Source organism: Natronococcus sp. A-GB1, assembly GCF_029688845.1.
Lineage (GTDB): Archaea > Halobacteriota > Halobacteria > Halobacteriales > Natrialbaceae > Natronococcus.
This window is the reverse complement of record NZ_JARUKW010000005.1, coordinates 152,704-174,756: the sequence shown is the minus strand read 5'-3', so window position 1 is coordinate 174,756 and position 22,053 is coordinate 152,704. Positions and strand designations below refer to the sequence as shown.

At 65.8% G+C, this 22,053-nt stretch carries 20 protein-coding genes; 7 read left to right on the top strand and 13 right to left on the bottom strand.

The window, feature by feature from the left end:
* Window positions 1-34 precede the first annotated feature (34 nt).
* The gene (locus QA600_RS07925; RefSeq protein WP_278291407.1) at window positions 35-1,018 is read right to left on the bottom strand and encodes an ABC transporter permease; all 984 of its coding nucleotides are present in this window, start codon (window positions 1,016-1,018) and stop codon (window positions 35-37) included.
* Between the two features lie 184 nt (window positions 1,019-1,202).
* Between QA600_RS07925 and QA600_RS07920 the strand changes: the two genes are divergently transcribed.
* From QA600_RS07920 to QA600_RS07910, 3 genes are read left to right on the top strand one after another with little or no spacing between them, the layout of a single operon-like run.
* Window positions 1,203-2,387: an ABC transporter permease gene (locus QA600_RS07920; RefSeq protein WP_278291406.1), complete on the top strand. Its 1,185-nt coding sequence runs from the start codon at window positions 1,203-1,205 to the stop codon at window positions 2,385-2,387.
* Window positions 2,388-2,389: 2 nt separating this feature from the next.
* Complete coding sequence (locus tag QA600_RS07915) at window positions 2,390-3,445, top strand: ABC transporter ATP-binding protein (RefSeq protein ID WP_278291405.1); 1,056 nt, start codon at window positions 2,390-2,392, stop codon at window positions 3,443-3,445.
* Window positions 3,438-4,754 carry an oligopeptide/dipeptide ABC transporter ATP-binding protein gene (locus QA600_RS07910; protein ID WP_278291404.1) on the top strand — a complete coding sequence of 439 codons (1,317 nt, stop codon included), beginning with the start codon at window positions 3,438-3,440 and terminating at the stop codon, window positions 4,752-4,754. The genes QA600_RS07915 and QA600_RS07910 overlap by 8 nt, the downstream gene beginning before the upstream one ends.
* 30 nt (window positions 4,755-4,784) lie before the next feature.
* Here QA600_RS07910 and QA600_RS07905 read toward each other — a convergent pair whose 3' ends face one another.
* From QA600_RS07905 to QA600_RS07860, 10 genes are all read right to left on the bottom strand, one after another.
* Window positions 4,785-5,327: a hypothetical protein gene (locus tag QA600_RS07905; RefSeq protein WP_278291403.1), complete on the bottom strand. Its 543-nt coding sequence runs from the start codon at window positions 5,325-5,327 to the stop codon at window positions 4,785-4,787.
* A 46-nt stretch (window positions 5,328-5,373) separates the two neighbouring features.
* A complete protein-coding gene (locus QA600_RS07900) occupies window positions 5,374-6,753 on the bottom strand; it encodes an oligopeptide/dipeptide ABC transporter ATP-binding protein (protein ID WP_278291402.1) in 1,380 nt (459 codons plus the stop codon).
* The gene (locus tag QA600_RS07895; RefSeq protein WP_278291401.1) at window positions 6,750-7,835 is read right to left on the bottom strand and encodes an ABC transporter ATP-binding protein; all 1,086 of its coding nucleotides are present in this window, start codon (window positions 7,833-7,835) and stop codon (window positions 6,750-6,752) included. Before QA600_RS07895 ends, QA600_RS07900 begins: the two co-directional genes overlap by 4 nt.
* A gap of 1 nt (window position 7,836) precedes the next feature.
* Window positions 7,837-8,886 carry an ABC transporter permease gene (locus QA600_RS07890; RefSeq protein WP_278291400.1) on the bottom strand — a complete coding sequence of 350 codons (1,050 nt, stop codon included), beginning with the start codon at window positions 8,884-8,886 and terminating at the stop codon, window positions 7,837-7,839.
* On the bottom strand, window positions 8,879-9,835 hold the full coding sequence (locus QA600_RS07885) for an ABC transporter permease (protein ID WP_278291399.1): 957 nt from the start codon (window positions 9,833-9,835) through the stop codon (window positions 8,879-8,881). Before QA600_RS07885 ends, QA600_RS07890 begins: the two co-directional genes overlap by 8 nt.
* Before the next feature lie 39 nt (window positions 9,836-9,874).
* Window positions 9,875-11,812, bottom strand: a complete 1,938-nt coding sequence (locus QA600_RS07880; RefSeq protein WP_278291397.1) for an ABC transporter substrate-binding protein — start codon at window positions 11,810-11,812, stop codon at window positions 9,875-9,877.
* 202 nt (window positions 11,813-12,014) lie between these two features.
* Window positions 12,015-12,581 carry a hypoxanthine/guanine phosphoribosyltransferase gene (hpt, locus tag QA600_RS07875; RefSeq protein WP_005553743.1) on the bottom strand — a complete coding sequence of 189 codons (567 nt, stop codon included), beginning with the start codon at window positions 12,579-12,581 and terminating at the stop codon, window positions 12,015-12,017.
* Window positions 12,582-12,738: 157 nt separating this feature from the next.
* Window positions 12,739-13,938 carry a bifunctional phosphopantothenoylcysteine decarboxylase/phosphopantothenate--cysteine ligase CoaBC gene (gene coaBC, locus QA600_RS07870; RefSeq protein WP_278291395.1) on the bottom strand — a complete coding sequence of 400 codons (1,200 nt, stop codon included), beginning with the start codon at window positions 13,936-13,938 and terminating at the stop codon, window positions 12,739-12,741.
* 51 nt (window positions 13,939-13,989) lie between these two features.
* Window positions 13,990-16,104, bottom strand: a complete 2,115-nt coding sequence (locus QA600_RS07865; protein ID WP_278291394.1) for an IucA/IucC family protein — start codon at window positions 16,102-16,104, stop codon at window positions 13,990-13,992.
* Between the two features lie 49 nt (window positions 16,105-16,153).
* Complete coding sequence (locus QA600_RS07860; protein ID WP_278291393.1) at window positions 16,154-16,897, bottom strand: FAD-dependent oxidoreductase; 744 nt, start codon at window positions 16,895-16,897, stop codon at window positions 16,154-16,156.
* A 138-nt stretch (window positions 16,898-17,035) separates the two neighbouring features.
* Here QA600_RS07860 and QA600_RS07855 point away from each other — a divergent pair, with 138 nt between their 5' ends.
* Window positions 17,036-17,557, top strand: a complete 522-nt coding sequence (locus QA600_RS07855) for an SRPBCC family protein (RefSeq protein WP_278291392.1) — start codon at window positions 17,036-17,038, stop codon at window positions 17,555-17,557.
* Between the two features lie 332 nt (window positions 17,558-17,889).
* Window positions 17,890-18,363 carry a response regulator gene (locus tag QA600_RS07850; protein ID WP_005553748.1) on the top strand — a complete coding sequence of 158 codons (474 nt, stop codon included), beginning with the start codon at window positions 17,890-17,892 and terminating at the stop codon, window positions 18,361-18,363.
* A gap of 97 nt (window positions 18,364-18,460) precedes the next feature.
* Here the strand turns inward: QA600_RS07850 and QA600_RS07845 are convergent, their stop codons facing one another.
* Window positions 18,461-18,976: an FxLYD domain-containing protein gene (locus QA600_RS07845; RefSeq protein WP_278291391.1), complete on the bottom strand. Its 516-nt coding sequence runs from the start codon at window positions 18,974-18,976 to the stop codon at window positions 18,461-18,463.
* Between the two features lie 134 nt (window positions 18,977-19,110).
* Entirely contained in the window at window positions 19,111-20,178 is a 1,068-nt protein-coding gene (locus tag QA600_RS07840) for a M20/M25/M40 family metallo-hydrolase (RefSeq protein ID WP_278291390.1), read from the bottom strand.
* 164 nt (window positions 20,179-20,342) lie between these two features.
* On the opposite strand from QA600_RS07840, the gene QA600_RS07835 reads away from it, so the two are divergent.
* The gene (locus QA600_RS07835) at window positions 20,343-21,509 is read left to right on the top strand and encodes a beta-ketoacyl synthase N-terminal-like domain-containing protein (RefSeq protein WP_278291389.1); all 1,167 of its coding nucleotides are present in this window, start codon (window positions 20,343-20,345) and stop codon (window positions 21,507-21,509) included.
* Window positions 21,506-21,895 (top strand): Zn-ribbon domain-containing OB-fold protein, encoded by a 390-nt coding sequence (locus QA600_RS07830; RefSeq protein WP_278291388.1) that lies wholly within the window; start codon window positions 21,506-21,508, stop codon window positions 21,893-21,895. The genes QA600_RS07835 and QA600_RS07830 overlap by 4 nt, the downstream gene beginning before the upstream one ends.
* The last annotated feature ends 158 nt before the right edge of the window (window positions 21,896-22,053 follow it).

The following is a 22,053-nucleotide window of genomic DNA, read 5'->3' as shown; positions in this document are numbered from 1 at the left end:
GCATCGACGCGTACTACTGTGGGGCCGGATCCACTCATCGGGAGTCCGTATCGACACGGGGATCGAGGATAGTGTATGTGAGATCCTGGACGACGTTGCCGGCGATTCCAACGGCGATGATGACGAGCGTACAGCCGAGAACCACCGGCAGATCCCGCAACTGGACCGCTTCGAACAGCAACAGCCCGAACCCTTCGATTGTGAACAGCGACTCGATCACGAACACCGTGAGCACGAGCAAGGCAAGCGCCTCGGTAAACACCATCGAGAACAGCGGGATCGCCGCGTTCCGGAGGACGTGTCTCGCAACGCGGATCGGACCGGCTCCTTTCGCCCTCACGAGCGTCACGAACTCAGCGCTGGCGTACTCGAGGGCGTGCGCACGCGCGTAACTGACGTACGCACCGAGAAGCGTCGTCGCGGTTAGCGTGATCGGGAGCAGATGCTCGAACACGAGCGTCGAGTCGGGGAGTCGACCGGCGGCCGCGAGCGAAAGTGCCATTCCGCCGATCCAGAAGTTCGGAACTGCAAACAGCAGATACGTCGTTCCCGAACTCGAGTTCGCAAGCCGTCCCTTCGGGTTTGACGCCGCATACAGTCCGATTGCGGTCCCCGCTGCGAGCGCCAGTACCAGCGCGGGACCGACGTACAGCACCGTGCGCGCAGTCGCCTCTATCACCATCTGGAACACCGGGGCACCGGGCTCGAACAGTGTGGCTTCCGAACCGGACTCGCCATCGATAAAGAAGGCACGTCCCCAATCGAGAGTCAACATACTACCGATCCAGTCGACGTACTGTTCCCACAGCGGCCGGTCGAGGCCGTGGATCGCGAGGTACTCTTCGAGGGCGAGTTCGACCTCCGCCTCGCTTGCACCCTCGTACCGCATCGTTCCCTCGATTCCACCGGCGACCCAGTCACGGCTCGTCGTAAACGCGAGAAACGTCACCGTCAGCACTGCCCACGCCGCGACGAGGCCCAGTGCGATGCGTTTGACGAGGAGCCGAAGGACACTCACTGCCGACACCCCCGCCGTCCAGTCGAGGCGAGCGGACGGCCGGCGCCTCTCGCGGGGTACTGCATCTACAACTGGTAGCTAGTGTCACACGAAAAGCGTATCGGTTGCCTGTCCAGTCAGATTCGACTGGTTTTCGAGACGACATAGTTTTATTAAACAGCGGGCACTCGGTCCGATCATCCCGATGTCGGCCGGGGACGATCCACAGCGCTTCGAGGACGTCGACTGGACGGAACTCGAGCGTTCGCGACGGACCGTCACGCCGGCACGAGCAGTGTTTGTCGCCGGGCTGGCGCTTTTCGGGGCACTCCTCGCGCTCCAGGCGGCTGCGGTCGTCCCCAACTGGGGGTTCGATCACCTCGACTGGATCACGGCGCTCGGCGCACTCGTCGTGCTCTCGTTTGGCGTCGTCCCGGCACTCGAGCACCACGCGTTAGCACGGCGAGTGCTCCGAGAACTCCTCTCGCGACCGCTCCGTGGCGCCGCCGCGGTGTTTCTCGGCGTCTTCGCGATCGTCGCGGCCCTCGGACCCGTTGTGCTCGGATCACCGGATCTGGCCTTCGAGCACCGGTTTCACGCGCCGTACGGGTTTACGGGTGCCGACCGCTGGCACGCGGAGTGTCTCGGGGACATCGTCGAGGGCGAGGGAATCACTCGCTACTGCGAGGGGACGCTGCAGTATCCGCTCGGGACCAACGAGCGCGGCCATCCGATGGGCCACCTCCTCGTCGAGGGAGCGAGCGTGACTCTCACCGTCCTCGTGTTCACCGCTGCGTTCGTCGTTCCACTCGCGACCGCCGTCGGGGTCCTTGCGGGCGTTCGGGGCGGAGCAGTCGACGACCTGTTGATGAGTTACGTCGACGTGCAGCTGTGCGTGCCTGCCATCGTGGCGTTTTTCATCGGCTACATGTACTGGAACGTCTCGCTTGCCCTCTTGCTCGTGACGTTTGGTCTCCTCAGCTGGGGCGGTATCGCACGGCTTGTCAGAAGCGAAACGTTACAGCGCCGCGATGACGGCTACGTCCTCATCGCCCGCAGCCTCGGCGGCTCGTGGACATACGTCGCGAAGCGACACGTCGTTCCGAACATCACGAACACGCTCGTTCCCGCCGCGTTCCACCTGCTCGCGTTGCTGGTGCTCGTCGAGGCTGGCGTCGCCTTCCTGGGATTCCACCACGTTGAACTCTACTCGTGGGGGTCGACGGTCCAGGAGGGGCTGGATCCGGAGTTTGCAGGGATCGGCCTCGAGATGCAGCCCCACGAGATCTGGTGGGTCTCGACGTTCCCCGCACTCGCACTCACGCTGACGATCGCATCGCTGAAACTCATCGGCGACGGGCTGCGCGACGCGCTCGATCCCCGACTCTAACGATGACTGACGATCACATCTCCGACGAGCGAACGAGTACGGAACCGCTGCTGGCCGTCGACGGCCTCCGGGTGCACGTCCGGACCGAACGAGAGACGATACGTGCCGTCGACGGGGTCAGTTTCGAACTCTGCCGTGGCGAGACCGTCTGTCTCATCGGCGAGTCCGGCAGCGGCAAGAGCGTTACCTGCGAGTCGCTGACGCGACTGGTTCCGGAGCCGCCGTTCGAGATCGTCGGCGGCTGCGTCGAGTTCGAAGGCCGAGATCTGTTCGCAGCCGACACAGGGCGATGCCGCCGTGTGCGCGGCGACCGAATCGCACACGTGTTTCAGAACCCCCAGAGCGCGCTCGATCCGGTGTACACGGTCGGCGAACAGCTGATCGAGACGATCGAAATCCACGAGGACGTCCCGAAGACGAACGCCCGCGACCGGGCGATCGGGCTCTTACGACAGGTCGGGATCCCTCGGCCCGCCGACCGCATTGACGACTATCCTCACGAATTCTCGGGTGGGATGTGCCAGCGCGTTGCGATCGCGATCGCGCTCACGGCTGAGCCTGACCTCGTGGTCGCCGACGAGCCGACGACGGCAGTTGACGTCACCGTTCAGGCCAGGCTGATCGAACTACTCAGAGAGGTGACCGACGGCGGCACGTCGCTCCTGGTTGTCACACACGACCTGCGGGTCGCCGCCGCACTGGCCGACCGCCTCCTCGTGATGTACGGCGGGACGATCGTCGAGCGAGGACCGATCGAGGAACTGTTCGAACGGCCCGCCCACCCCTACACGCAGGCGCTGTTCGAGAGCTACGCCGGCCGTTCGGCGGGTAGCGATCGGACGGCTCGCGGAGACGTTCCAGCGGACGGCTGTCGGTTCCGTTCGGAGTGTCCCCACGCGGTCGAAGCCTGTTCCGACGGCGAGCAGCCTCCCTTCTATGCCGTCGGCGATGACTCCGATCGAAGAGCTTCCTGTGTCCACTACGGTCCCGGCAACGATCCGGGGGCCGTGCTCGAAGCGGGTGCGACGATAGCAGAGGCGGAGGGGAGCGATGACTGAGCGGTTCCCAAAGGGCGACGCCGAGGCCGACCGCGCCGGAGCGTCGGACACCAACTCGCCGCTGCTCGAGGTCGACGGCCTCGAGACACACTTCCCGATCACGACGAGGTGGCTCCGGCGAGAGGTCGGTCGGATCCGAGCCGTCGACGGGGTGAGCTTCGCGATCGATCGCGGCGAGGCGTTCGGACTCGTCGGCGAGTCCGGCAGCGGGAAGACGACTGCAGCCCACTCGATCCTCGGTCTCGAAGAGCCGACAGGCGGGGCGGTCCGATTCGACGGGCAGCTGGTAGACGAGCTCACAGGATGGGAGCTCCAGCAATTCAGGCGACGAGCGCAGCTTGTGGTCCAGAACCCCGACGACGCGTTCAATCCGCGGCTCCCCGTCGGAAAGTCGGTCGCCGAACCGCTCGCGCTCCACGGGATGGACGACGAGGAGCGGCGACGGGCGATCGTCGCGGACCTCCTCGAGCGAGTCGGACTCGAAGCGACGGACGCGAATCGCTTCCCTCACGAGTTCTCCGGTGGGGAGAAACAGCGCCTCTCGATCGCTCGCGCGCTCGTTGTCAATCCCGATCTGATCGTCGCCGACGAGCCGACAAGCGCACTCGACGGCCGAGTGAAAGCTGACGTGCTGTCGCTGCTGGACGAACTCCGCCGGGAGTTCGATATCGCGGTGCTGTGTATCAGCCACGACATCGACGTCGTTCGTCGGTTCTGCGATCGCGTCGGAGTCATGTACCTCGGCGAGTTGGTCGAGCGGGGCGAGACCGAGGCGGTACTCGAATCCCCCGCCCACCCCTACACCCGCGTTCTGATCGGCTCGATACCGAGCCTGGATCCGTCGGACCGCTCGCTCGTCCGGCCGCTGACCGAGACCGTCCCGGCCCCGTCCGATCCACCCTCTGGCTGTCGGTTCCACCCGCGATGTCAGGAGCTGATCCCCCCGACGGCGTCGCTCGAACGGGAGGACTGGCGCGCGATCGCGAGGTTTCGATTCGCGCTGCAGGAAGGGACGGTTCCCGAGCCGATCGCCGTCGACAGCGGCACGCGGGTCGATCCGGAAACGGTGCGAGACGCGTTCGATCTCCCGACCGACCTCCCCAACGAGGGGATCGAGGACGCGGTCGAGGCCGCAACGCGAGCGGTCGCCGACGGTGATCTCGAGCGCGCACGGGAACGGCTCGCCGAGTCGCTCTCGACGGTTTGCGAGCGCACTCAGCCGGAAGCCGGCGACGAGTGTGAACACCTCGTCCGGTGTCATCGCTACGACTCGACGATCGAGGCCGAGCCGATCCCCTGGCGCGGGTAGCGGATTCGGTCGCGTCTGGATCGCAGGCGTTCAGGTGTCGTCCGGTTCGACGGTGATCGTCGTCTCGTCGTACAGACCCTTTTCGGCAGAGTTCTCAACGTTTAGGCCGGCACCGATCGTGTGGGTTCCGGGCTCGGCGGCCTCCCACTCGTCGTCAGCGACCCGAAAGTGCTGGTGCCAGCGCTTCGTGAACTGCTTTCGCTCGCCGCGGTCGAACCGGAACCCCTGCGGTTCCGCGGGCGGATCGTGGAGCGGAATTTCGGCGGCGTCGACGAGCCCGTCGACGCTCCAGCGCCAGAGAATCGGCGAGCGCGTCGTCACCGTGATCGGGAACGGCATCGCGTTTCGCATCGTCACGCGAAACGGGATCGCGACCCCGGCCGGGTACGTCGACCGCGGCGTCGAGACGTCGATCGAGATCGCCCAGTGACAGAGCCGGTCGGGAACGAGCCGACGGCTCAGGCTCGTGCTGTCGATCGACCGCATCGACTGCGGCTCGGTCTCTCGCTCCCGGGGGGAGAAGGGTTCGTCGTCGTCCCGGCGGAGAGCGCTCGACTCGTAGATCCGACGCATAGTCGATACAGGCGCGACGAGAACTAAAACGTTCGGAAGCCGCAGGTCAGTCGTCGGCGACGGCGTCGCCCGCGCCGTCGTCAGACCGGAACTCGCCGTCGGTGTACCGGTCGTCGTACAGCAGACAGGCGATCTCGTGGGTCTCGCCCGTCGGAACCTGATGTGGGTCGTGGGTTTCACAGGGCGACGTGAACGTCTCCTCGAGTCGCTCCCGGGCGGCCTCGAACTCCGCGTCGCGAAGCGCGTCGAGACTCTCGTCGAGCGCTTGCTCGGCCGTCGGGTCGGAAACGGTCTCGGGAATCTCGAACTCCTCGCGGACCGACCGATCGAACGCCTCGCGTGTGAGGTCGTTTGGATCGGTCGCCTCCTCTTCGATCTCGTCGACCGCGGTGACCGCCTCGAGCTCCTCGGCGCCTCGAACCCGTAGCTTGAGATCGACGATCGAGCGCCAGACGTCCTGCGGGAGGTCGATCCCGTCAGGCGGGATGATCCGCGGACACCGGGTGTGGAACCGACAGCCCGACGGCGGGTTCATCGGCGAGGGAACGGTTCCGGGAAGCAGGATCTGCTCGCCGTTCCAGAGCGGATCCGGCTCCGGGATCGCCGACAGCAGCGCCTCCGCGTAGGGGTGGTGGGGCGGCGAGAACACCTCCTCGGTCGTCCCGACCTCCGCGAACTCGCCGAGGTACATCACTGCGATCCGATCGGAGATGTGCTCGACGACGCTCAGGTCGTGGGCGATGAAGATATACGAGAGACCGAACTCCTCCTGGAGGTCCTCGAGCAGGTTGAGGATCTGGGCCTGCACCGAGACGTCGAGCGCCGAGACGGGTTCATCACAGACGATGACCTCCGGGTCGACCGCCAGCGCCCGGGCGATGCCGATCCGCTGGCGCTGGCCGCCGGAGAACTCGTGTGGGTAGCGGTGGGCGTGGTTCTGGCTGAGGCCGACGGTCTCTAACAGCTCGTAGATCCGTTCGGTTCGCGCCTCGCCCTCGGCGATGTCGTGGATGTCGAGCGGTTCGCCGATGATGTCGCCGACCGTCAGCCGAGGGTTCAGACTCGAGAACGGGTCCTGAAAGATGTACTGGACGTCCGTTCGCAGATCCCGCAGCTCCGAACTCGAGAGGTCGGTGATCTCGACCTCCTCGCGGGCGTCGCCCGCACCGGTCCGCTGGCGGTAGTAGACCGAGCCGTCGGTCGGCTCGAGCAGACGCAGCAGCGATCGGCCGAGCGTACTCTTTCCACAACCCGACTCGCCGACGACGCCGAGGGTCTCGCCCTCGTGGAGCTCGAGGTCGATTCCGTCGACGGCCTTGACCCACTGCGTTCGGCCGAGCAGCCCGTCGATGAACCCGCTGCTCGCGTCGTAGTACTTCGTCAGGTTCTCGGCCCGCAGAATCGGCTCCTCGCTGGACCGGCTCATCGCCGATCACCCTCCGGGTTCGGCGCGGTCGCGTCGGCGCGGGTCTCGTGGCCGTCGCCGACCGTGACCTCGTAGTCGAGACCCTCCTGGAGCTCGCCAGTGTACTCGAGACACGCCGCCGCGCGTTCGGCGTCCACGCCGGACGCGTCCTGGCCCGTCTCCGGATCCAGCAGCGGAGGATCTCGCTTGGTACAGACGTCCTCGGCGTACGGACACCGGGGGTGGAAGCTACAGCCCGGCGGAAGCTCAACGAGATCCGGCATCGTGCCGGGGATCGTCTGGAGGCGCTCGCGCCTGTCGCCGACGCGAGGGATCGAGCTCATCAGCCCGACCGTGTAGGGATGTTTCGGGTCATAGTACAGCTCCTCGACGGGCGCCTTCTCGACGGGACTGCCCGCGTACATGACCATCACTCGGTCACAGACCTCGGCGACGACGCCCAGGTCGTGTGTGATGAGCTGGATCGCCGTGTCGAACTCGTCGGCCAGGCTCTCGAGCTCTTCTAAGATCTGGGCTTCGATCGTCACGTCCAGCGCCGTCGTCGGCTCGTCACAGAGCAACAGATCGGGATCACAGGACAGCGCCATCGCGATCACCGCCCGCTGTTGCATCCCGCCGGAGAACTCGTGTGGGTAGTCGGAGTACCGCGACTCGGCCTCGGGGATGCCGACGGTGTCGAGGAGCTGGATCGTCCGTTCGCGGGCCTCCTCCTCGTCGTAGTCGAGGTGGTGTCTGACCGCCTCGCCGATCTGTTCGCCGACGGTGTAGACGGGGTTCAGCGCCGTCTGGGCGTCCTGGAAGATCATCGCGATCTCGTTGCCCCGGACGTCCCTGATCTCCTCCTCGCTCATCTCGAGCAAGTCCTCACCTTTGAACAGGATCTCGCCGCTCTCGATGCGACCCGGACTCTCGATGAGCCGCATCAGCGAGAGGGCGGTGACGCTTTTCCCGGCACCGCTCTCGCCGACGACGCCGAACTTCTCGCCGCGCTCGATGCGATAGGAGAGGTCGTCGACGGCGGTGACGACGCCCTCCTGCGTGTAGAACTTTACCGTGAGATCGTTGACCTCGAGTAGTGCCATCTTAGCCACCTCCCTGCCCTTCGATGCCCGTCTCCTGGGCGTCGAAGGCGTCGTTGACCCCGTCGCCGATCATGTTCATCGCCATCACGAACAGGAAGATCGCGCCGCCGGGGAACACCGTGGCCCACCAGGGGATCGCACCGCCGGGACCCTGGATGAGCGTCTCTCGCGTCTGATCGAGCATCGTCCCCCACTCGGCGGTGCCGGGCGGCATGCCGAGCCCGAGGAACCCGAGCGCGGCGACGCCGATGACGACGGTGCCGATGTTGAGCGTCCCGTAGACGATCAGCGGCGGCATCGCGTTCGGGACGATGTGTTTGAAGATCACCGATCGATCGCGCGCACCTAACGCCTTCGCGGCCATAACGTACTCGTTTTCCTTGATCGTCAGGACTTCACCGCGGATGAGGCGAGCGTAGGTAATCCAGCCCGGAATCGCGAACGCGGCGACGAGCTGCCAGTAGCCGCCGCCGAGCGTGGCGACGATGATCAGCGCCAGGATGAGACCGGGGAACGCGTAGACGGTGTCGACGATCCGCATCAGGATCTCGTCGGTCCAGCCGCCGTAGTACCCCGAGATCGCCCCGTAAACCAGTCCGAAGGTGGCGCTGAGCCCGACGACGATGAAGCCGATCGAGATGCTGTACCGGCCGCCGTACAGGACCCGCGAGAACAGGTCACGGCCGTCGCCGTCGGTCCCCATCGGGTGAGAGAGCGTCGGCGAGTCGTAGGTTCCCGCCGACGACTCCGGGCTCATGTACATGATCGTCGTCGGATCGTAGGGAGCGAGCGAGAACGGCTGGACCGTCATCCCCATCATCGTAATCGGGCGGGCGAAGACCGCGAGCAGGGTGAGAACGGCGACGACGAAAAGCCCGATCAGCGCCGTCCGATTGCGCTTGAACCGCTTCCAGGCCCGTTCGAACCGCCCCTCGGTCTCGCCGCCGCTCTCCTCGGTCCAGTCCGACAGCGAGTCGCGCTGTCGGACCTGCTCCGGGTCGAAGCCGGTCACTCGGATTCGTCCGCGCTCGGTGTGTTGCTCGTTACTCATATCTGATCCTCGGATCGAGAACCGCGTACAGGATGTCCGCCAACAGATTCGCCAGGACGATGAACACGCCGGTAAACAGCGTGATCGCCATGATCAGGTTGATCTCGCGCTGGTTGATCGCTTCGATGAACTCCCGGCCGAGCCCCGGCCAGTTGAACACCACCTCGACGACGACCGAGCCGGCGACGATGCTCGCCGTCAGCGTCGCCGCGAGGGTCACGACCGAGATCAGCGAGTTTCGCAGTACGTGCTTGAGGATCACCTGTCGTTCGGGGAGCCCCTTCGCTCGCGCTGCGGTCACGTACTCCTTGTTCAGCTCCTCGGCCATCGAGGTCCGCATTACGCGCATGATACTCGCCGCCGCGGCCGTCCCGATCGTGATTCCCGGAAGGATCAGGTAGAACAGCATCTGCGGGTGGTACAGCGGAAGCCGAGAGGGTGGCAACACGGTCCAGATCTCCAGCCAGAGCGCGCCGATCAGGATCAGCATCAGGCCGAGCCAGAAGTTCGGGATCGAGATCCCCGACAGCGCGACGAAGCGGCTGACGGTGTCGGCGATCTGGTCCTTGTTGATGGCCGCGTAGATCCCGGTCGGGATCGCGATCACGAGACCGAACACCCAGCCGAACAGGCCGAGTGCGATCGTCTCGGGGAGTCTCGCGATGATAACCGACGAGACGTCCTGGCCGGAGCTGATGACCTCGCCGAAGTCCCCAGTCAGGACGTTGCCCATCCAGGTCAGGTACTGCTCCCAGACGGGGCCGTCGAGCCCGTATCGGGCACGCATCTGTGCCTCGTCGGCCGCCGTCATATGGGGGTTCGTTGCGGTCATCTGGCTGATCGGATCACCCGGGGTGAGATGCACCAGCGCGAAGGTGATCACCGAGACGCCGAACAGAATCGGAACGATCGATAACAGTCGCTTCAGTATGAAACGTCGTAAACTCATGATATTTTTCGAACACTGCAAACGGCTACCGGGGCGACCTCACTCGAGGTCGTGGTCGTCGATCACTTCTTCGATCAGCTCCGCGGCGGCTTCGGGATCGTACTCGTTGTAGGGCCGGATGTTCTCCTCGAGGGCGTCGGCGTCGGTCGTCCCGTTCTCCTCGGCGAGCTCCGGCAGATCGGTCCAGGCAGGACGCGCCCAGCCGTTAAGCACGTTGTCGACGATCTCCTGGCGCGGCACGAGGTGGTTAACGGCCCGGCGGAGACGCTCGTCGTCCCACGGCTCGACGTTCATCGGGTACTGGATGTACTCGTAGCCGCCGGCCTCGACGCTGTCGATGACGTAGTCGTCGTCCTCCTCGAAGTCGTCGAGGACGCCCGTGGCCAGCCCGTAGGTGATGTCGATCTCGTCGCTCTGGAGCGCTCCGGCGCGACTCGAGTCGTCGGGAACGATCTCGAACTCGAGTTCGTCGATGACGGGGCCGTCCGGGAAGTCCTCGGGCCCGTCGAACCACTCCTTGCTCTCGAGGCCGATCTCCTCGAGCCAGTAGCCGTCGTTTTTCGTGTACTCGATGTACTGTCCCTCCGAGTAGTCGCTGAGCTCGTACGGTCCGGTCCCGATCGGGTCGTTGTCGGCGCTGGGGTCGATCTCGCCGCCTTCGAGTTCGGCCTGTTCGAGCGAGTGGATGTACAAGCCGGGCAGCTCGCGTTCGGCCTCGGCGTCGGGGATCTGTGCGTAGAGGTTGACGGTGTACTCGTCGACCTCCTCGGCGTACAGCAGCGAGTCGTACGTCTGGGCCTCGAGGTCGGAGTTCTCGTAGCGCTCGGCGGTCGCGACGACGTGCTCGGCGGTGAGCTCCTCGCCGTTGGTGAACTCGATTCCCTCGTGGAGCTCGTACTGGAACTGCATCCCGAAGGTGCCGTCGTCGACGGCGTCGCCGGCCTGCTCCGGCGTGAGCACGCGCACCGTGTCGTCCTCGATCGGGTTGTCCTCGGGGTGGGTGACGACGACCTGCTCCTCGGTGTCGAGGACGCCTTCCTCGTCGGCGTCGACCTCGATCATGTACTCCTCGTAGTCGGCTCGGTCGACGTCCTGCGTCTCGACGAGTTCGTAGTCCTCGGCGAGCCACGGGTAGAGGTTCCCCTCGCTGTCGCTGACGACCAGCTGCTCGAAGATCAGCACCTGGACGATCGTCGAGTTCGCGCCCGTCGTGTACGGCGGGTCGAACAGCTCGGGATCCTCGGTGAGTCCGCCCCGGAGGGTGCCTCCCTCCTCGAGGTCCGAGAGGTCGGTCTCGTCGGGATGGGCGTCCTCGTCCATCCAGGTGACGACCTCGTCCTGTGGCGCGTAGAGGCCGTATTCGAACGTGCTCTCGGTGAACGGGTTCTGACGGAACCCGTGAACGTTAGTGTTCATCACGCCGGCCTGCAGGTCGAAGTGAGTGATCGAGCTGTACCGTTCCTCGGCGAGGTACTCCCAGATCTCGTCGTAGCGCTCGCGTCGTTCCTCGTCGTCGTCCGCCACGTCGACGCCGTAGCGGGCGTCGTCCATCATCTGATCGAGTTCCTCGTCGCTGATCCCGTTCAGGTTACAACACTGTCCGATGTTGTCGCTGTGGTGAAGCGCCTGACAGAAGCTTTCGGGGTTGAACGTCCCCGACAGTCCGATACAGGGGACGTACCCGTTCTCGGCGTACTCGGGATCCATTACCCGCTGCGTGTAGTCGTTGAACTCGTAGGTGTCGATTTCCGTCGTGAAGTAGCCCGACTCCTCCAGGGAGGTCGCGATCAGGTCGACCATCTGGACCCGGTCGTCGTTGTCGGAGTTGACCTCCAGCTGAACGTGAATCGGCGCGTCGTCGTCGCCGTCGTCTCCACCAAGACAGCCGGCGACCGCCGCGATACTTACCCCACCAGCACCCTGCAGTAATCGCCGTCTATCGATATCGATTGAGGATTGCTTGTGATCCTGCACCATGATCTTTCATGTGTAAAGCTAATATATATATGTATTGCTTCAGGACGACGCAACACTTACCCCGTCTAATTCGGCGTTACTCTGGCGGATGGACGTCCAGTAGAACCACCAGTAGGAGACGATCGTTGGAAAGCCTCGGTTACCTGTTGAAGGAATAGAAAACAATTAGAGAGTTTCAATCGACCAGAAACGAACGTGTAACTTAATCGCCCTCTTCGTCGACGATGACGACTTCACCGTCGACGACGTCGACGTTGATCAGCGTCTTGACGTCGTAGCCGGCGTCGGCCACCTTGTTCTCGCCACCGGCCTTCTTGATCACCGCGACCGTGTCGATGACCTCCGCGCCGATATCGTCGAGCGCCTCGAGCACCGCTGCCAGCGTGCCGCCCGTCGAGAGCACGTCGTCGAGCACGAGCACCCGTTCGCCCTCGCGAACGTCGTTGATGTACATCTCGTTCTCGGAGTAGCCCGTCTCCTGAAAGATCGCGACCTCGTCGTCGAGCCCGTACTGTCGTTTCCGGATGACGGTCAGCGGGATGTCGGTCATCAGCGACACCGCCGTGGAGATGTGAATCCCCATCGCGGCGGGCGTGACGATCCGGTCGACGTCCTCGAGGTCGGCCTTCCGGATGATGCGGATGACGATTTCGCGCAGGAGGCCGGGATCGAGCTTCGGGACGCCGTCACTGATCGGGTGGACGAAGTAGTGGTAGCCGTCTTTCTCGATGATCGGCGCCTCGAGGAGCGACCGCTTCAGCTGGTCCATGTCGTGGGTCGGACGGTAGGCGAGTAAAAGTTGACGATACACGCCGGAGCCGTCCGCGCTGAATCGTCCGTACCACGGCTCTCTCCGACATCGAGCGCTGTAACCGAGCCACACGGCCGTCGGAGCGCGTTCTCGGAACCCCGACGTGTCGCCGGCCCTACGTCTCGAGGACGGCCGCAAGCGAGTCGGCGACCTCGAGGGAGAGCCCCGTCTTCGAGCCCGTGTACGATGACGTCTCCTCCCCTCGGACCAGCAGCGCGCGCGTTCGATCCGATCCCATGACGCTCGCGTCGTTGGCGACGACGAACTCGAGGGTCGCCCGCTCGAGGGTTTCCCTGGCCCGGTCGATCATCGCCTCGTCGTCGCCGGAGGTCTCGGTCTTGAAGCCGACGATCGGCAGGTCGGGGTGGGTCTCACGGATCTCGTCGATGAGCTTCGGCGTGGGCTCGAGCTCCAGGGACAGCTCCTGACCGGAGCGGATCTTCTCCGAGCTCGACTCGAGGGTGTAGTCGCCGATAGCGGCGACCGACACGAGCGCGTCAGCGTCCTCACAGCCCTCGCGGGTCGCGTCGAGCATCTCCGCTGCGCTCTCGACCCGCTCGACCTCGACGCCGGGGATCGACTCCCACTCCGACCCGCCGCCCGCCTCGAGCGAGTGCGGGCCGACGACGCCGTGGACCAGGGTCACGTCGGCGCCCCGAACCGCACAGGCCCTGGCGACGGCCCGTCCCGTCTTCCCCGACGACCGGTTCGTCAGCACGCGAACAGGATCGATCGTCTCGCTCGTCGCGCCGCTGGTGACGACGACGTGACGTCCCTCGAGCGGGCGGCCACCGACCGTGCGGGCGACGCCCGCGACGATCGCTTCCTCGCTGGCGATCTTCGCTTTCCCCTCCTCGAGTCGGGGGTCGACGAACTCGACGCCCCAGTGTTCGACCGTTTCGATCGCCTCGAGCACGCCGGGGTGGTCGTACATCGGCTCGTGCATCGCGGGGGCGATCACGACCGGTGTGTCGGCGCCGAGGGCCGTCGTCGCACACGTCGTCACGGGCGTGTCGTCGACCGCACCCGCGATCTTGCCGACGGTGTTCGCCGTCGCGGGCGCGATCAGGAACACGTCGGCCCAGCCGTCGTACCCGCAGAGCTCGACGTGCTCGACGCTACCCGTGATCTCGGTGACGACGTCGTTCTCGGTCGCGAACTCGACGGCCCAGGGGTGGACGATCCCCCGCGAGCTGTCGGTCATCACCCCTCGAACCGCTGCGCCGTGGCGTCGCAGCTCGTGGGCCAGTTCGACCGTCTTTACGGCCGCGATCGACCCCGTCACTCCGAGCGCGACGTTGACTCCCTCGAGCATTCGTCCCCTACTCTCGCTCGGGACGTGTTAAGCGTAGCGAGGGCCGCGACGTTACGGGTCGATCCGATCCCGTCCGCGCGCCGAGAGGGGGTTCGCGACCTCGCTGGTCACGTACTCGTGGCGCTTGCCCCGCAGGCGCATCGCGGTCAGAGCCTTGTGGGTCGTCGACGCGGCGAACAGCGCCCGCTCGTCGCGCTCGAGGCGGTCCTCGGGAACCCTTCCCTCGGCCCGGATCGCGTCAAACGCGCGCTCGCAGCGGTCGGCGATCACCTCCCAGCAGTCGCGCTCGTCGATCGCGAACTCGTCTGCGACCGTCGCGACCAGTTCGGCGAGGTGATTCTGAAACAGCGCGTAGTGCAGCTTCCGGTAGCAGTCCGCGGCATCGTCGGCCTCGAGGTCAGAGTCGGGGTAGGGCTCGACTGAGAGGCCGCGTTCGGTGAGTCTGCCTCTGTGGACGCGGATGCCGCCCAGATCGCGAACCAGCGTTGCGACCGGTTCGGCGTCCTCGAAGATGATCAGGCTGTTCTGGAGGTGGCTCTCGAGGGCTACCCCGTACTCGCTCAGCAGGGCCAGCTGCTCGGGGACGACGACGTCGGCGTAGCGCTCAAGGAACGACAGCACCGCCTCACCGGTCGTCGACGCCCCCGTTCGGTCGCCGTAGCGTTCGATCACCCCACAGACGAGCGGGCGCCCGGTCGTCGGGGCGTCGGCGACCAGACTCGAGGCGACCACTGGAACCCCCTCTTCGGGGACGAGCGGGTGCGAAGCGGGGTTCTGCCGTAACAGTCCCGAGAGATGTCTCGCGTCGTCGAACGCCTCCCCCTCTGGGTGGGGACCGCCCGGCGGGTAGTAACAGGTCGCGGCCGGTTCGGCGAGCAGCCCTAGTCGCTCGAGGTCCTCCCGCTGCTCGATCGCCCGGACGACGTCGGTCACCTGCGGCCCGTTCGAGACGGCGTGGGGCGATAGCGTGCGCACGACATTGGTCGTCTGAACCGGGATCGCGAGCTTGAGGTGGGGGAGCGGGCCGTCGGCGGTGCGGTCGGTGGCGTAGGGAACGACCGTCCGGAGGTTGAGCTGAGGCGTCGCTGGCGACGCGTAGTCGGGGATCGGAACGACCCGTCCGTCCTCGATCCCGTCCGCGTACCGCTCGGGAATCGTTCGGTGGTACTGCAGCGGATGGACGGGGACGACCGCGTACGACTCGCTCGAGCGACCCGCGGGGATCGCCCGCTCGAGTGCGCCCTCGAGGTCCTCGAACGTCGCGTACAGGCGATCGGTTAGTTGCCCGTCTTCGATCGCTTCCGCTCGCGTCTCGAGGGCGTACTCCCGGTCGACGGCGACGAACCGGAGATCGATTCTGCCGGTGAACTCGGGCGCGTACGCGAGGCCGTCGGCGGCGTTCATACCCCGGCGTATCTTCCCGGAAGGGTGGAACGGGTGGCCGTCCGTGACGATTCGCTCGAAGGCGGTCGCCGGATCCGCGGCCGGAACGCCGCTCGCGACGGCCTCGAGGACCGACCCGCTCTCGGCGGCGGCCGTCTCGACGTCTCGCGCGTGAGCCGGTCTCGCCAGCCGCGCCAGCGCGAGGTTGGCGACGCTCTCGGCGACCTCGAGGCGGATCCGCTCGGCCTGCTCGCCGTCGCTGAACGCGCCCTCACGCTCGAGGAGCGGAACGAGGTCGACCGGGTGTGCAAGCTCCCGACTTGCGCCGTCGCCTCCCGCCGGCTCGGGCGACCAGCGACGCATCGGTCCGGCAAACCGAAAGCGGTCGTAGCCGTGTCTCGACGCGATCGGCGCCACGAGCACCGCCTCGGAGGCTGAAAACGGCAGCAGCGCGACCCGACGACACCGCTCGGATAGCGGATCGGCGAGCGACCGGAGTTCGTCGGCTCCGAGGCCCTCGAGCGGAGTCGGTTCGTCCGGAACGACGGGATCGCCCGGCTCGACGAACCTGACGTCGGGAAGGCCCGCCGGCCGCCCGCGGAGCAGTCCCCGGACGAAGCGCTGGAGAACCTCCCGGCGAGCGCCGGGGAGCGCCTCGAGGTACGCCGCCTCGGCCGGAGTCCCCAGACCGTTCGCTCGCGCGTAGCTGGTGGCCGCACCAAGGGTTTCCCGTTCGGCGCTCGTTCGGAGCCGGATCGACTCGGCGCCGGCTCGGTCGCTCATCTTCCCCTCGACGGGACGGTCACCGTCGACCAGGTCTCAGTAGTCGGCCTCATTCTCGGTCACGCTCGACGCTCGGGTGCATCGTCGGCCGCTCCTCGAGCGGCTCCGAGAGCGCCTCGACCATCGTTTCGCGGGCGCGTTCGTCCCGGCGGCGGCGCTCCTCATCGTCGATCTCCTCGCACGCTGGCGGCACCTCGCGGCCGCGCCCGGTGAAGTACCCCTCCGGGACGACCCAGTCCTGGTAGTAGTTGACGTCGGCGTCGTGGATCACCGCGAAGCCGACCTTCGCGCCGTGACCTGCGGCGATGATCGCCTGGTGGGGCTCGTCGGCGATCCGGCCCGCGGCGTAGATGCCGTCAACGGCGGTTCGGCCGCCCTCGTCGACGCTGACGAAGTGTTTATTCCCGCGCTGGAGCCGACCGACGTCCAGCGGCACGAGGTAGTCGCTGTCCGACCAGGAGGCCGCGATCACCCGCCGAGCCTCGAGCGGGTCTCCACCGTCGGTCTCGAGGACGAATCCTCGATCGAGGTCGGTCTCGTCGATCGCCGTGACGCCCTCGACGTGGCCGAGTTCGAACGTCGCGCCGGCGTTTGTGGCCTGTTCCCGGGTCAGCTGGAGGTACCGACGGGCGTCGATTCCGTCTGGAAACCCGGGGTAGTTCTCGAGGCTGGCGTTGCGCGCGAGGATCGATTCGCCCCCGTCGACGACCAGCGTGTCCAGTCCCGCACGGGCGGTGAAGATCGACGCGGCGAGGCCGGCGACGCCCCCACCGACGATACAGACATCTCGCATACGTGACCGTTGACGGCCCGCCGTATAGAAGATTCCCAACCAGGTGCGCCCCCGAGTGCGAACCGTCGGCGCTGTCCCGTCGCACCGCGTACTCTCCGAATGGGAATCCTTACTACCGACGCACGCCCTACATCCGTCGTGGACAGGATCCTGCTCAGTACGGTCGCGTACCGTCCGCCCGAGGAGGTGTTTCCGTACGTTCGGTCGTTCGTCGACTACCCGCGATATACGGACCACCTCGAGGAGGTTCGCGTCCGCGGAAACGGCGACATCGGCTCGGTGTACGATCTCCGGCTCGCCTGGTGGAAGCTCAACTACACCGCCCGGTCGAAGGTAACCGCGATCGACGCCCCCCGATCGCTCGAGTGGCACCTGCTCAACGACATCGACGCCAGCGGCGAGTGGCGCGTCGAGCCCGAGCCGGACGCCGCACCCGCGGGTGTCGAGACGGCGAGTCGGGTCTACTTCGATGCGACCTACGATCCGTACTCGGCCGACGAGAGCGCGCTCTCGCTACCCCGGTTCGTCTCGCTGGACTGGGTCGTCCGAAAGGTCGAACCCAAGATCCTCGACGAGGCCGAGACCGTCGTCGAACGGCTGGTCGCCGACATCGAGGGCCAGTACCGGGACGTCGAGCTGACGGTCCACGAGATGCCATAGCCGCCGATTACAGAGATTCGAGGAGAAAGCCCACGACTTCAGTCGTGGGGGGAGGCCAGTCCGAACCGCTGCTGTCGCTGACTCTCGAACGCTGAGAGACCGCTTCGACTCGAGAAGAACGTTCTCGCGTGGCTCGTCGGCATCGACAGCGGCGTCGCCGGACGAGTATATAAAGGCGTTACATAGGTAGTCCGCATTCTCTCGGTGGTCGGTAGTCTCCACTCCGACATGGGACTCTCGAGCACGCACCGATCGGCGACCGACGCACTCTCTCTTTCCATCGACGAGCTGCCGACGAACACTGCGAGCTCACGGTCCGTACTCGAGGAGCGATGACCGACAGCGAGGCCTCGAAACGTGTTCCTCCGTCGGAACCCAGCTCCGAGGATGCCGAGATCCTCCTCGTCGAGGACAACCCCGGCGACGTCCGCCTGCTGCAGGAGGCGCTTGCAGTCACCGCGATTCCACACCAGCTGCACGTCGTCACCAACGGCGACGAGGCGGTCGAGTTCGTCTACCAGCGCGGCGAGTACGCCGACGCTCCCCAGCCTGATCTGATCCTGCTCGACCTGAACCTGCCCCACACGGACGGCCACGAGGTGCTCACCGAGGTGAAGTCGGACCCCGAACACAGCCGTATTCCGATCATCGTCCTCTCGAGTTCGAACGACGACGACGACATCCAGCGGGCCTACGCGGCCGGCGCCAACGCCTACCTGACGAAACCGGTCGACCCCGACGAGCTCGTCGAGCGGGTCGAGCTGATCCAGACGTTCTGGTTCTCGCTCGCCCAGCTCCCGGACTGAGAACGGCCAGGATGGGGCGAGTTCGTTCCGCGGAAGCCCGTGGCGTCTCCGAGGGACGTCTGGGAAAAAGCGACGGGGTCGGTGTATTCGACCGACGTCAGTACTGGCTGCCGCTGACCCCGATGTCGTAGTCGTCGACGTCCTCGGCGTCCTCCATGATCATGATCTCGAACGCCCAAGTCTGGTCGCCGTCGAGGTCCTGGGTGTTGGTCATGTACCGGTCGAGCTGATGGCCGTCCGGATCGTAGATCCGAACGCCGACTTCGACGTAGTCGAACTGCTCGTCTCCGGTGTTCTCGATGATCCCCTCGACTTCGATATCGTCGCTGAACTCGTCTTCCTCGATCACGAGCTCGTGCTCGAGGATCTCGAGGTCGCCGAACTCGAGGACGTCCTCGCCCTCGTCTCGGTCTTCGACGTCCTCCTCGTCGAGTTCCTCCTCGTCGCCGTCGTCGGTTTCGTTGCCGTTGCCGTTCTCGTCGCCACCGTTCTCGTCGCTGTTCCCATCACCGTCCTGGTACTCGTCGTCGCCGCTATCGTCGTCGCTGGCGCAGCCCGCCAGAACGCTGGTCAGAACCACTGATCCACCAAGTAGCACGTTTCTTCGTTCCACGAGACAGTCAACATCGACGCCACACAAAAGATTACTGTATTGACATGAGTTCGAAGAGAACTTTCACTACTATTTTTATATCACTACATTAACTGATAGTGTGGATCGTTCGAACCGGGAGCCATTCGCCGCTCTCAGAGCGTGTACTCGTGGTGACCATCCTCGCTCTCGAGGAACGCATGGAGCAGGTCGATCGTCGCCGCGATGTCGTCGACGTGGGCGGTCTCGGTGACGGTGTGCAGATAGCGCGTCGGGATCGAGATGGCGCCGACGGGCTTCGCGCCCGCCGTGTTCTGGAAGCCGGCGGTGTCGGTGCCGCCCGCGGGGAGGATCTCGAGCTGGAAGTCGATCTCCCGCTCGTCGGCGACGGCCTGCATCCGACGGTGGACCTTCGGGTTCGTGATGACGCTCGAGTCCTTGAGCTTGATCGCCGTTCCCTCGCCGAGTTCCGTGACGTACTCGCCGTCGTCGAACTCGGGGAGGTCGTTGGCGACGGTGACGTCGAGCGCGATCGCGAGATCGGGGTCGACGTCGACACCCAGCGCGTTCGCGCCTCGGAGCCCGACTTCCTCCTGGACCGTCGCACAGAAGTGGATCGTGACGTCGGGTTCGGTGAGCTGGCGCGCGGCCTCGAGCATCGCGAACAGACAGACCCGGTCGTCAAGCGCCTTTCCGGTGATCGTCTCGCCGACGCGTTCGGTGGTTTGCTCCATCGTGACCAGATCGCCCGGGGAGATTCGATCGGTCGCCTCCTCGTAGGGGAGGCCGACGTCGACGTCGACGTCCTCGACTTCGGCTTTCTTCTCTCGCTCTTCCTCGTCCAGGGTGTGGGGCGGCGGTGAGCCGATGACGCCCGGGATGTCGCCCTCCTCGGTGTGGATCGTCACCCGCTGGGCCTTGAGCACGCGGGCGTCCCACCCGCCCAGTGCGTCGAGTTCGACGAATCCGAACCCCTCGTCCTCGCCGCGAACGTTCCGGACCATGAAGCCGATCTCGTCCATGTGGGCCGCGACGGCGACCGAGTACTCCGAGTCGCCCTCGAGGGTTCCGACCACGTTGCCCATCGCGTCGGTTCGAACACGATCGACGCTCTCCTCGAGTTCCTCGACGGCGAGTTCGCGGACGCGATCCTCGTAACCGGGGACCCCGCTGGTCTCGGTCAGCTTCTCGAGAAGGTCGGTGTCGAACGGCGCGGATTCCATACCCGAACGTGCGAACGAGTGGGTGATAAGCGCGTGGAAACTGGACAGTGCGTGCCACCGAGTTGAACTCACATTGGAGTTAATTCGAACCGCAGGCGGCCAATACTGCCGACGTTGAGATATTAACCGCGGGGTATTAACGGGTCCGTCCACAATGGATGCGTATGTCTGACGTACGTGTCGCAGGTTCCGGGCTGACCGCGTTCGGTCACAGTCCCGAACGGACGAGCCGGGACCTCTTCGCGGAGGCAACCGTCACCGCCTTCGAGGAAAGCGACGTCCCCCGATCGGATGTCGACGCACTGTTGTACGGAAACTTCATGGGCGAACTGTCGGAGCACCAAGGCCACCACGGCCCCCTGATGGCCGAGGCCGCGGGGATCCAGGCCCCGGCCACCCGCTACGAGTCGGCGTGTGCCTCGAGCGGGGCCGCCGTCCGCGACGCCGTGTTCCGGATCCGCAACGGCGAGGACAACGTCGTCCTCGTCGGGGGCGCCGAACGGATGACCAACCTCGGCACCGCGGGCGCGACCGAGGCCCTGGCGATCGCGGCCGACGACCTCTGGGAAGTCCGAGCAGGGATGACCTTCCCCGGCGCCTACGCGCTGATGGCCCAGGCGTACTTCGACGAGTACGGCGGCGAACACGAGGACCTCGCTCATGTCGCGATGAAAAACCACGAGAACGCCCTGACCAACGAGAAGGCCCAGTATCAGAGCGCGATCGAGATCGAGGACGTCCTCGAGGCGCCCCCGGTTTCGGAACCGCTCGGGCTGTACGACTCCTGTCCGATCTCCGACGGCGCTGCCGCGGCCGTCCTCGTAAGCGAGGAGTACGCCGAGGAACACGACCTCGACGCGCCGGTTTCGATCTCCGGAACGGGACAGGGCGGCGACCGGATGGCCCTCCACGACCGCGAGTACCTCGCACGCTCGCCCGCCGCCCGCGAGGCCGGCGAGGAGGCCTACGCCGACGCGGGGATCGACGCGGCCGACGTCGACGTCGCCGAGGTCCACGATTGCTTTACGATCGCGGAGGTGCTGGCGATCGAGGCGCTCGACCTCGAGCCGGTAGGCGAAGGAATCTCTGCGGCTCGCGACGGTCGAACCACGGCCGACGGCGAGACGCCGATCAACCTCTCTGGCGGGCTGAAGGCCAAGGGCCACCCCGTCGGCGCGACGGGCGTCTCACAGATCGCCGAACTGTCCGACCTGCTTTCGGGCGATCATCCGAACAGCGAGTTCGTCTCCGACGCGGCGACCGGCGTCGCGCACAACGCGGGTGGAACGGTCGCGAGTGCAACCGTTCACGTTCTGGAGGTGGACCGATGAGCGACGACGACGTCCAGGACGCCGGCTTCGACGAGTGGCTCGACGCCGCCGAGGACGACGCGGCCTACTGTCTCGAGTGTCCCGAGGGCCACGCCTCGCTGCCCCCCCGTCGGGTCTGTCCGGACTGCGGCGCGACCGACCTCGAGGAGACCGTCCTGCCCGACAGCGGCGAGATTCAGACGTTTACCGTCACCCACGTCCCGACGCCCGCCTTCGAGGAGGACGCCCCCTACGCGACGGCCGTCGCCGCCTTCGGCCCCGTTCGGCTCACCGGCCAGGTCGTCGGCGCCGACCTCGAGACCGTCGAGACCGGCCTCGAGGTCGAACTCGAGATCACGGTCTCGGAGACGACCGGCGAGCGCATCCTCGGGTTCAGCCCGGTCTGAGAGCTCAAGCCACAACGGTCTTGACTCCGCGCGGGAGAGTCGTGCTCGATTCGGAGGGTGCGTCTTCTACAACTGAAGCTCGACGAGATCTCGGGACGGTTCGCGGAGGGCCGCGCAACCAGCGCGGGAGCACCCACCGGAAGCTCCGTGCGAAAGTC

Excerpts from the sequence above, each read along its gene's own strand:
- QA600_RS07920 (WP_278291406.1), top strand. The coding sequence starts at position 1,203 with ATGTCGGCCGGGGACGATCCACAGCGCTTCGAGGACGTCGACTGGACG.
- QA600_RS07915 (WP_278291405.1), top strand. The coding sequence starts at position 2,390 with ATGACTGACGATCACATCTCCGACGAGCGAACGAGTACGGAACCGCTG.
- QA600_RS07910 (WP_278291404.1), top strand. The coding sequence starts at position 3,438 with ATGACTGAGCGGTTCCCAAAGGGCGACGCCGAGGCCGACCGCGCCGGA.
- QA600_RS07905 (WP_278291403.1), bottom strand. The coding sequence starts at position 5,327 with ATGCGTCGGATCTACGAGTCGAGCGCTCTCCGCCGGGACGACGACGAA.
- QA600_RS07900 (WP_278291402.1), bottom strand. The coding sequence starts at position 6,753 with ATGAGCCGGTCCAGCGAGGAGCCGATTCTGCGGGCCGAGAACCTGACG.
- QA600_RS07895 (WP_278291401.1), bottom strand. The coding sequence starts at position 7,835 with ATGGCACTACTCGAGGTCAACGATCTCACGGTAAAGTTCTACACGCAG.
- QA600_RS07890 (WP_278291400.1), bottom strand. The coding sequence starts at position 8,886 with ATGAGTAACGAGCAACACACCGAGCGCGGACGAATCCGAGTGACCGGC.
- QA600_RS07885 (WP_278291399.1), bottom strand. The coding sequence starts at position 9,835 with ATGAGTTTACGACGTTTCATACTGAAGCGACTGTTATCGATCGTTCCG.
- QA600_RS07880 (WP_278291397.1), bottom strand. The coding sequence starts at position 11,812 with ATGGTGCAGGATCACAAGCAATCCTCAATCGATATCGATAGACGGCGA.
- hpt (WP_005553743.1), bottom strand. The coding sequence starts at position 12,581 with ATGGACCAGCTGAAGCGGTCGCTCCTCGAGGCGCCGATCATCGAGAAA.
- coaBC (WP_278291395.1), bottom strand. The coding sequence starts at position 13,938 with ATGCTCGAGGGAGTCAACGTCGCGCTCGGAGTGACGGGGTCGATCGCG.
- QA600_RS07865 (WP_278291394.1), bottom strand. The coding sequence starts at position 16,104 with ATGAGCGACCGAGCCGGCGCCGAGTCGATCCGGCTCCGAACGAGCGCC.
- QA600_RS07860 (WP_278291393.1), bottom strand. The coding sequence starts at position 16,897 with ATGCGAGATGTCTGTATCGTCGGTGGGGGCGTCGCCGGCCTCGCCGCG.
- QA600_RS07850 (WP_005553748.1), top strand. The coding sequence starts at position 17,890 with ATGACCGACAGCGAGGCCTCGAAACGTGTTCCTCCGTCGGAACCCAGC.
- QA600_RS07840 (WP_278291390.1), bottom strand. The coding sequence starts at position 20,178 with ATGGAATCCGCGCCGTTCGACACCGACCTTCTCGAGAAGCTGACCGAG.
- QA600_RS07835 (WP_278291389.1), top strand. The coding sequence starts at position 20,343 with ATGTCTGACGTACGTGTCGCAGGTTCCGGGCTGACCGCGTTCGGTCAC.
- QA600_RS07830 (WP_278291388.1), top strand. The coding sequence starts at position 21,506 with ATGAGCGACGACGACGTCCAGGACGCCGGCTTCGACGAGTGGCTCGAC.